General features: G+C 57.2%; 8 protein-coding genes. 7 read left to right on the top strand and 1 reads right to left on the bottom strand.

Annotated features, from left to right (window positions below; translation table 11 throughout):
• Nucleotides 1-140: 140 nt before the first annotated feature.
• On the bottom strand, nucleotides 141-722 hold the full coding sequence (locus NW815_RS06150; RefSeq protein ID WP_011430559.1) for a Uma2 family endonuclease: 582 nt from the start codon (nucleotides 720-722) through the stop codon (nucleotides 141-143).
• Between the two features lie 133 nt (nucleotides 723-855).
• On the opposite strand from NW815_RS06150, the gene purB reads away from it, so the two are divergent.
• The 7 genes from purB to NW815_RS06115 all read left to right on the top strand — a co-directional run bounded on the left by purB (nucleotide 856) and on the right by NW815_RS06115 (nucleotide 9,125).
• Nucleotides 856-2,151 carry an adenylosuccinate lyase gene (gene purB / locus NW815_RS06145; RefSeq protein WP_414330702.1) on the top strand — a complete coding sequence of 432 codons (1,296 nt, stop codon included), beginning with the start codon at nucleotides 856-858 and terminating at the stop codon, nucleotides 2,149-2,151.
• A gap of 10 nt (nucleotides 2,152-2,161) precedes the next feature.
• On the top strand, nucleotides 2,162-3,142 hold the full coding sequence (locus NW815_RS06140) for an aspartate carbamoyltransferase catalytic subunit (RefSeq protein ID WP_414388781.1): 981 nt from the start codon (nucleotides 2,162-2,164) through the stop codon (nucleotides 3,140-3,142).
• A 509-nt stretch (nucleotides 3,143-3,651) separates the two neighbouring features.
• Nucleotides 3,652-4,713, top strand: a complete 1,062-nt coding sequence (gene pstS, locus NW815_RS06135; protein WP_414388782.1) for a phosphate ABC transporter substrate-binding protein PstS — start codon at nucleotides 3,652-3,654, stop codon at nucleotides 4,711-4,713.
• A gap of 148 nt (nucleotides 4,714-4,861) precedes the next feature.
• The gene (gene pstC, locus NW815_RS06130; protein WP_414415810.1) at nucleotides 4,862-5,845 is read left to right on the top strand and encodes a phosphate ABC transporter permease subunit PstC; all 984 of its coding nucleotides are present in this window, start codon (nucleotides 4,862-4,864) and stop codon (nucleotides 5,843-5,845) included.
• A 38-nt stretch (nucleotides 5,846-5,883) separates the two neighbouring features.
• A complete protein-coding gene (gene pstA / locus NW815_RS06125; protein WP_011433508.1) occupies nucleotides 5,884-6,777 on the top strand; it encodes a phosphate ABC transporter permease PstA in 894 nt (297 codons plus the stop codon).
• 70 nt (nucleotides 6,778-6,847) lie between these two features.
• Nucleotides 6,848-7,645 carry a phosphate ABC transporter ATP-binding protein PstB gene (gene pstB / locus NW815_RS06120; protein WP_099883872.1) on the top strand — a complete coding sequence of 266 codons (798 nt, stop codon included), beginning with the start codon at nucleotides 6,848-6,850 and terminating at the stop codon, nucleotides 7,643-7,645.
• Between the two features lie 112 nt (nucleotides 7,646-7,757).
• Nucleotides 7,758-9,125, top strand: a complete 1,368-nt coding sequence (locus NW815_RS06115; protein WP_414390896.1) for an FAD-binding oxidoreductase — start codon at nucleotides 7,758-7,760, stop codon at nucleotides 9,123-9,125.
• Nucleotides 9,126-9,260: the final 135 nt, after the last annotated feature.

The raw sequence follows: 9,260 nt of genomic DNA, 5'->3' as shown, positions 1-9,260 counted from the left end.
TGCGAAGCAGTCAGGGTCGGGTAGTTTACGGTCGAGATACCGACTCCTCTGCCAAGTCGTTCTGTGACGCGGGGCAGGAATGCCCAATGGCAAGGTTGGGAGGCCCAAGCTCTATTGGCTAGAGTGAGGGCGGGGGGATGTTACAAGGAAAGCTTCTGGAATAGATGAGCCACCGGCAGGGCAAATCCTGGAATAACCTCTTCACCTTCTAGAAGATCAACCGATTTCAGGAGGCGGTCAGGCTCTTGAGAGCTGCGATACACCAGGACGTAGTGCTCGCTGGGGTGAACCAGCCAAACCAGGCGGCTGCCATTTTCAAAGTACTCCACCAGCTTGTCATGAATTTCTTCAACCGTATTGCGGGGGGAAAGCACTTCAACAGCCAGATCTGGAGCGCCTTCCAAAAATCCTGTGGGCAGTTCAGCCATGCCCTGCAAGCGTTCTTTAGCAAAAAAAGAGATGTCAGGGGAGCGCCAATTTCCACTCTTCATCTTAAAAGCAGTGCTGGAATCTAAAACGATCCCCAGCTTGTTGGACAAAACGTAGGGGGTCAAAGCTGCTAATAGGAGGCTGCAGACATAACCATGGAGTGCCCCCGCGCTTCCCATATCAATTGGCTTCCCATCAACAATCTCGTAGCGATGTCCCTCCCTGGACAACGCCATGAATTCTTCGGCTGTCCAAGCTCTTTTTCCCTGAGTTGGCACAGCTCCGACGGTCATCTGCAAACTCCTTGCTGCTCCTTCGACACCGCAAGCCAAGCCCGCAGGGATCCCCCAGCGGCTTTTCCTCGAGGGGGGACGCCAAAGGCTAAAATAGCCTAGCTCATCCTACTGTACCGACGGAAAAGGCACCTTGATCGAGCGCTACACTCTGCCCGAAATGGGCCAGATTTGGTCCACTGCCCACAAGCTCCAGACCTGGCTGCAGGTGGAGCTGGCTGTCTGTGAAGCGCAAGCGGAGCTGGGGCGGATCCCGCAAGAAGCCCTGCAGGAGATCAGAGCCAAAGCCGCCTTTGACCCGGCGCGGGTTTTGGAAATTGAGGCGGAAGTGAAGCACGATGTTATTGCCTTCCTAACCAACCTCAACGAGCACGTGGGCGAGGCAGGGCGCTACATCCACCTGGGCCTGACCAGCTCGGACGTGTTGGATACCGCTCTGGCCGTGCAGCTTGTGGCCTCGGTGGAGATCTTGCAAGCTCGCCTGGCCGACCTCATCGCTGCTATCCGCGACCAAGCTCGGCAGCACCGCTACACCCTCATGATCGGCCGCACCCACGGTGTTCACGCCGAGCCGATTACCTTTGGCTTTAAGCTGGCAGGGTGGCTGGCCGAGTGCCTGCGCCACCAAGAGCGCCTAGCTCGCCTGCGGGAAGTGGTGGCGGTGGGCAAGATCTCTGGCGCCGTGGGCACCTACGCCAACGTGCCTCCCCAGGTGGAGCAGTTGGCCTGCGCTCGCCTGGGCCTGAAGCCCGATACAGCCTCGACACAGGTAATCTCGCGGGATCGCCACGCTGAATACGTGCAAACCTTGGCTCTGATTGGCTCTTCCCTAGAGCGCTTTGCTACTGAAATCCGCCACCTGCAGCGAACAGAGGTACTGGAGGCTGAGGAGTACTTTGCCCCCGGCCAAAAGGGATCCTCTGCTATGCCCCACAAGCGCAACCCCATCAAGGCGGAACAACTGACGGGGCTGGCCCGTCTCCTGCGCGGGTATGCCGTCTCGGCCCTAGAAAACATCCCCCTTTGGCATGAGCGGGACATCTCCCACAGCTCGGTGGAGCGGGTTATCCTGCCCGATGCCTCCATTCTCTGCCACTACCTGCTGGTGAACATGGCCGACCTGGTGCGCCACCTGCAGGTTCACACCGGCAACATGGAGCGCAACCTCAACCTCTACGGCGGCGTCATCTTCAGCCAGCAGGTGCTGCTGGCTTTAGTGGAGAAGGGCCTTAGCCGCAAGGAAGCTTACCGCCTGGTGCAGGAAAATGCTCACTGCGCCTGGAACCAGCCCGGCGGGGATTTCCGCGCCAATCTGCTGGCGGATCCCCGAGTGATGGCCCACCTGAGCGAGGCAGAACTGCAGGACTGCTTTGATCCCCAGCGCCACCTAACTCACCTAGACGAGATCTTTGCCCGCTTGGGCATTTGAGGGATCCCCTATGGTTTGGCAGCGGCAGCACGTCTTGGGCTTGGCGGATTTTACTCCCGAAGAATACCAGATGGTTTTGCAGACCAGCGCCAGTTTCCAGGAGGTGTTGACGCGGCGGTTGCCCAAGGTGCCCACCCTGCAGGGGAAGGTGGTGGTGACGCTGTTCTTCGAGCCTTCCACCCGCACCCGTACCAGTTTTGAGCTGGCGGCCAAGCGCCTTTCGGCCGATGTGCTCAACTTTTCCCCTGGCACTTCTTCCTTGGGCAAGGGGGAGACGCTTTTGGATACGGCCCGCACCTTTCTGGCCATGGGATCCGATCTCTTAATCGTTCGCCATGCCCAGGCAGGAGTGCCCCAACAATTAGCTGCCGAGATCGACCGCCGTGGATCCCCTGTGGGCGTTCTCAATGCTGGGGATGGCCTGCACGAACATCCCACTCAAGGCCTGCTGGATTTGTTTACCCTCTGCAGCCATCTGGATCCCCGGCGTCCTCGTCTGGAGTTGCTGCAAGGGATCAAAATCGCCATTGTCGGCGATATTCTCCACTCGCGGGTGGCCCGCTCCGATATCTATGCCTTGGTGACTGCCGGAGCTGAGGTTCACTTAGCCGGCCCTCCCACCCTGTTGCCCAAGGATTTTGCCCAGTTTGTACCCGGCCATACGCTCCCTGTCCATTGGCAGCTAGAGCCTGCCCTCGAAGGGGCGCGTTTTGTCATCACCTTGCGCCTGCAACAGGAGCGCATGGGCGAGTTCCTTCTCCCCAGCCTGCAGGAGTACCATCACTTCTTCGGCCTCACGCGGCAACGACTGCGCCTGTGCCACCCAGAGGTGAGGGTTTTACACCCCGGCCCGGTCAATCGCGGTGTGGAACTCAGCTCCGAGGTGATGGAGGATCCCGGCTTGAACCTGATTGAGCAGCAGGTCACCCACGGCGTGGCGGTGCGCATGGCCCTGCTGTACCTCATGGGGGGCGGGCGGATCCCAGCTTAGAGCCCAGATCTTTCTCTGCTCGGGGAACATGTAGAGCTGCCCCACGTCTAGAAGGTTGGAGTCTATCTTCTAACCAATTCTCTCTGCCAAAAGCCGAAAGAATCTCTGGGCGGGGCTTTTCCCGCCCTGCTGAAATCATGTCCAAGCTTGCCGAGAGGGGAGCAACATCTTTGTCTCAAATTTTACACATCTTGGATCTGGATCGAGTTTTTTTGCAGCCGTCCCAGCTTAGCTCTTATTCAAGTTGTGTCCGTTTGATTGGTTGTCAAACGAGATAGAAGTTCAGCAGCTAGACCTTTTCGCGGATCCTGGGCTCCAGGATCCTGATTTTGCTGAAATCCAAACTGGCCAAAACCACCAGATGGAAAATCAAGGTTTGGAAACGAGCCAGCACACTCAAAAAATATCGATTTTTTCTCTTGACTTAACCCAAAGTTAACCTTTAGATATCCCTCCGTTAACTTTGAGGTTATAGGGTTGAAAATGTTGATTCGCCACAGATATTACCTATGCGAACCCTGCTTTCTGCTTTCTCCCTCACCGCTCTAACAGTAGGATTTCTAACAGCGACCTCGGCTCAAGCCCAAACCGTGCAAATCTCCGGGGCGGGCGCGACCTTTGCGGCTCCTTTGCTGCAACGTTGGTTTGACGCCTACAACCGCACCGTAGACCCCGCTGTGCAAGTCAGCTATCAGTCTGTCGGTAGTGGTGCTGGCCTAGAGCAGGTGATCAATGGCACTGTGGACTTCGGCGCTTCCGAGGCGCCTTTCTCCGGTGCTCGCCTGGAAAGCTTCCGAGCTAAATACGGCTATGATCCCCTACAGTTGCCTCTGGCGGGAGGGGCCATCGAGTTTGCCTATAACCTGCCCGGCATTGAAGACGGAGAGCTCATCCTGAAGCGGAAAACCTACTGCGGCATCGTGACCGGCGAGATCACTCGCTGGGACGACATTCGCATCAAGGCCGAGAACCCACGTATAGCAAACAAGCTGCCACCCCTGGACATCACCTGGGTACACCGCTCTGATGGTTCTGGGACTACCTTTGTGTTCACCAACCACATCAGAACTGTCTGCCCTAATTGGACAGCCGGTGCTGGTACTTCTGTCGAGTGGCCTGTTGGCATTGGAGCCCAAGGGAATGAGGGCGTAGCCGCCACCATCAAGCAGGAGCCAGGGGCGATTGGCTACGTGAACCAGTCCTATGCCAAGCTCGAAAAGATGGCCACTGCTCGCTTGGAAAACAAAGCGGGCAACATTGTTGAGTTCTCGACTGAGGCAGCTACCTCGGCGCTGGATGCTCCCATTCCTGATAACTTTGCGCTGTTGGTGCCCGACCCTGAAGGGCCAAATGACTACCCAATCGTGGGCTTGTTCTGGGTGATGCTGTACCGCGAGTATCCCGATCAGCAGAAGCTGACCAAGCTGGTGGAGGCTCTGAAGTGGACCCAGGGGCCAGAGGGTCAAGCCATCACCAAGGAGCTGGACTACATCCCTATGCCTGAGGCGGCTATCCAGCGGATCTTTGCAGAGCTGGATGCCATCACCGTTAACCCCAATGCGGTGCGATGACTGGGTTGCAGCCTGAACTCCACTAGAGTGGAGCTGGTGGCCGGCTGAGGAGGCAGATGAGGCTTTCTCGGTCGGCTGGTGGGCTTACCTTGCACGGTGGGATTTTTAGGAAAGATTTTGAACCGAAGATGATCATGGGAGAGAGGCTATGACTTCAGCGGCTACGGGTTATGGTTCACCACCAAACCCGGATATCGATGTTGACATTGAGAAAAAGGCGAGCCTGTCTCGGGCTGTTGATGTGGGCTTTGTCCGCCTGACGCTGGCCTTGGCAGGGTTTGCCGGCATTATCCTCATCTGGGTGATTCTTCAAACCACCGAAGCGGCTCTGCCGGCGATTCAGCAGTTTGGCTTGGGCTTCCTGGTTACTGCCCGCTGGAACCCGGTGGAAAACATCTACGGGGTGCTACCACAGATTTATGGCAGTTTGGTAACCTCTCTGGTGGCTTTGATTTTTGCCATCCCTCTGGGCATTGGCACTGCCATCTTCCTGGCGGAAGGTTTTGCCCCCAAGTGGGTAACGGAGCCGATTGGCTTTGCCGTTGAGCTGATCGTGGCCATTCCCAGTGTGGTGCTGGGGCTGTGGGGGATCTTTGTGCTGATTCCAGCAGTGCGGCCCATCTTTCGAGCCATTAACCAGACGCTGAGTTGGATCCCTTTCTTGGGTGGCCCGGCTCCGCGGGGGCCCAGCTTGTTGATAGTGGCTATGGTGCTGGGGATCATGATCTCTCCCATCATCATCTCCATTACCCGCAGTACCCTTGAATCTCTGCCACGCAGCCTAAAAGAGGGCGCTTTGGCTCTGGGGGCAACCCGCTGGGAGACCCTCTTAACGGTGATGATCCCTGCCGGCCTGTCGGGCATTGTCAGCTCGATCATGCTGGCGCTGGGACGGGCCCTGGGAGAGACCATGGTAGCGGCCATGCTTTCCGGCAACGCCAACCGCATCAATATCTCCCTAATGCAGCCGGGATCCACCATTACTGGCTTGATTGCCTCTCAGTTTGGCGAGGCAGGACGCTTGCAGGTTTCGGCTCTCATGTATGCCGGCGTGGTGCTGATGGTGCTGACGTTATTGGTCAACATTGTTGCCGAGATCATCATCCGCAAGTTTCGAAACTTGGAGCAGTAACTTGGGAAGCAGAAAGAAGATAAAGGAGCACTGTTATCATGTCCGACTCAGCACAGCTTGCCCCTGAGAAGGTTGACATCGACATTACTCGTGCCGCCATTGCCCCTGTCCGCAATTACACAGGCATTGTCCTAACCCTGCTGAGTGGCCTCTTTGTGGCGGTGATCATAGCTTCCCTATCTTGGGTGCTGTGGGATGTGGGCAAGGAAGGCATCCAGCGGATAAATTGGGATGTCCTCACCCAGACCCGCTACCCTGCCCCTGGCCTGGCGGAAGGGGGCTTTGGTCACGCAATTGTCGGCAATTTAATGGTGCTGGCTACGGGGGCGGCTTTGAGCTTTCCCTTCGGCATCTTGGCGGCAGTGTACTTGTCTGAATTCGGTCGCGGCACCCGCTTGGCTTATCTGGTTAAGTTTTCCTGCAATGTGCTCACGGGGGTACCGGCCATTCTCTGCGGCCTGTTTGCCTATGCTGTGGTGGTGAGGGGATCCGGCTTTTCGGCTTTCTCGGGAGGGGTGGCTTTTGGCGTGCTGATGCTGCCGATTGTCATCCGCTCCACCGAGGAGGCGTTGCTGCTGGTTTCGCCCGACATGCGCTTGGCTTCCCTTGGCCTGGGCTCAAATCGCTTTCAGACCACAATGCGCGTTGTTTTGCCGGCAGCGGCACCGGCCATCGTAACCGGGCTAATCCTGGCTTTGGCCCGAGCGGCAGGCGAGGCTGCACCTCTGCTCTTTACCGCCTTCAACAACAATTTCTGGTCTACTAATCTATTTGGCCCGGTGGCTACCTTGCCGGTGATGGTCTACTTTTTCTCCATCATTCCCTACAGGGTGCAGCAGGAGCTGGCTTGGGCGGGCGCTTTGGTTTTGTTAGCCATTGTTTTGGCGGCCAGCTTGACCGCTCGCTTTTTGGTGTACAAGACCAGGAAATAGCCTGAGGATTCTCAACAAAGTCTTGAATCGAACTCTTCGTCGAACTCTAGCTCTTTTTGTGAGTGCTGCCATGCAAACTCAATCTCTTAACCAGACCTCTTACGTTTTCAGGACCGAGAACCTGAATGTCTACTATGGCTCCAATCTGGCGGTAAAAAATGTTACTCTGGACATCCCAGCCCGACAGATTACTGCGTTTATCGGCCCTTCCGGCTGTGGCAAAAGCACGATCCTACGTTGCTTCAACCGCACCAACGATTTGATCCCCGGTGCTCGTGTAGAGGGCAAGCTCACCTACCACGGCAAGGATCTCTACGCCAAAGAAGTCGATCCGGTGGCGGTGCGGCGGCGTATCGGCATGGTCTTCCAAAAACCCAATCCCTTCCCCAAAAGCATTTACGACAACGTGGCCTACGGCCCGCGGGTGCTGGGGATGAAGGTAGACTTGGACGAGGTGGTGGAAACCTCGCTGAAACGGGCTGCCCTCTGGGATGAAGTCAAAGACAAGTTGAAAGAAAATGGTCAGTCGCTGTCGGGAGGGCAGCAGCAGCGCTTGTGTATTGCCCGCGCTCTGGCGGTACAGCCGGATGTGATTTTGATGGATGAGCCCTGTTCGGCACTGGATCCCATTTCCACCCGCCGTATCGAAGAGCTGATGAAGGAGCTGGAGGAGGAATATACCATCATCATCGTCACCCACAACATGCAGCAGGCCAGCCGCGTCTCGGATATGACGGCTTTCTTCAGCGTGGAGCTGGTGGGATCCAACCGTGTGGGCGAGCTGATTGAATTTGACAGAACTGAAGTCATCTTCAACAGCCCCACCAAGCAAGCCACAAGAGATTATGTGGAGGGCCGCTTCGGCTAATCGACCTGGCCGGACAGGGATCCTTCCCATACTGTTCTCGGCAAACCCTTTTGCAGGCAATTTCTGCCGATGATGGAGTCTGAAGAACCGTTGCACCCAAATACGGATACCTATGATCGCTGCCGCTCCTGACAAGCTGCAGGCTTTGCGTTCTGACTTAGAGGGTATTGAGATCATCACTGATCCGGCTCAGGTGGCCAAGTTGTCGTTGGATTTTTACCACTACAGCCCCGTGCTGAGCCGACAACTGAGCGACAAGCGGGGAGATTTGGTGGTGCGCCCCGCCGATGAGGCCGAGGTGATGCGGGTGGCAGCGGCCTGTGCCAGGCTGCGGATCCCGGTTACGGTGCGCGGTGCCGGTACCGGTAATTACGGCCAATGTATCCCGCTGGCCGGGGGTGTGATCCTGGACATGGGCAAGCTCAACCAGGTGCTTTGGGCAAAGCCGGGCTTGGCGCGGGTGCAGGCGGGGGCCAAGTTGATGGCCATCGACAAACACACCCGGGAGATGGGCTGGGAGATCCGCATGGCTCCTTCCACCTATCGCACGGCCACCATCGGGGGGTTCATTGCCGGCGGCAGCGGCGGCATTGGCTCTGTGACCTACGGCCAACTGCGGGATCGCGGCAACATCTTGGGGCTGCGGGTGGTCACCCTGGAGGAAGAGCCGCGGGTGCTGGAGCTGCGGGGAGACGAGGTGTTCCAAGTGAGCCATGCCTGGGGCCTCAATGGGATCATCACCGAAGTGGAGATTCCGCTGGCGCCTGCTTATCCTTGGGCGGAGCTGGTGGTGGCTTTTCCCCCCGCAGGAGGGTTTATGCCCTGTGCCCATTTTGGCCAGGCCCTGGGCGATGCGGATGGGATCATCAAGAAGATGATCAGCCTGCACGCTTGGCCGATCCCCAGCTACTTTGCACCGCTGCGGGGTCATTTGCCAGAAGGATCCGCTGTGGCCCTGTTGATGGTGGCCGAATGCAGCCTGGAGCCGCTGTTGGAGCTTGTCCGGGAACATGGGGGCCAAGTGGTTTACAACAAAACGGCCCAAGAGGCCAGCAAGGGGATCTCGCTGGGGGAATTTTCTTGGAACCACACCACCTTGCACTGCCGCAGCGTGGATCCCAGCCTTACCTATTTACAATCGGCTTTTCCCGCCGATCGGGAGCTGAAGCTGGTGCAGCACATGTACGAGTATTTTGGCGACGAAGTGCTGATGCACCTGGAGTGGATTCGCATCAACGGGCAAGCTACCCCTGTCGGCCTGCAAATTGTCCGCTTTACCACCGAAGAGCGTCTAAACGAGATCATGCGCTACCACGAAGAGCAGGGAGTATTTATTGCCAACCCCCACACTTTCATCATCGAAGACGGCGGGCGCAAAGTGATGGATCCGCGCCAGATTCGTTTTAAAGAAGAAGTGGATCCCTATGGCCTGCTCAATCCGGGCAAGATGCGCACCTGGCAGGAGCGCGCCTCTGCTTGAGGAATAGCAACAGTAGCACAGCAATTGGCCTTGGTCTATCTGTATTGCCCATGTTTAATCCCTGATGGATTGTCTGGGCAGGACAACACCAGTCCAAAGCTCTACAGTCAGCTAGAAATCGCAGGAGCCCCGCAC

The sequence above is a fragment of the Synechococcus sp. R6-7 genome (genome assembly GCF_047461695.1).
Lineage (GTDB): Bacteria > Cyanobacteriota > Cyanobacteriia > Thermostichales > Thermostichaceae > Thermostichus.
Note: the sequence above shows the minus strand (reverse complement) of the source record. Positions and strands in the feature narration are given on the sequence as shown.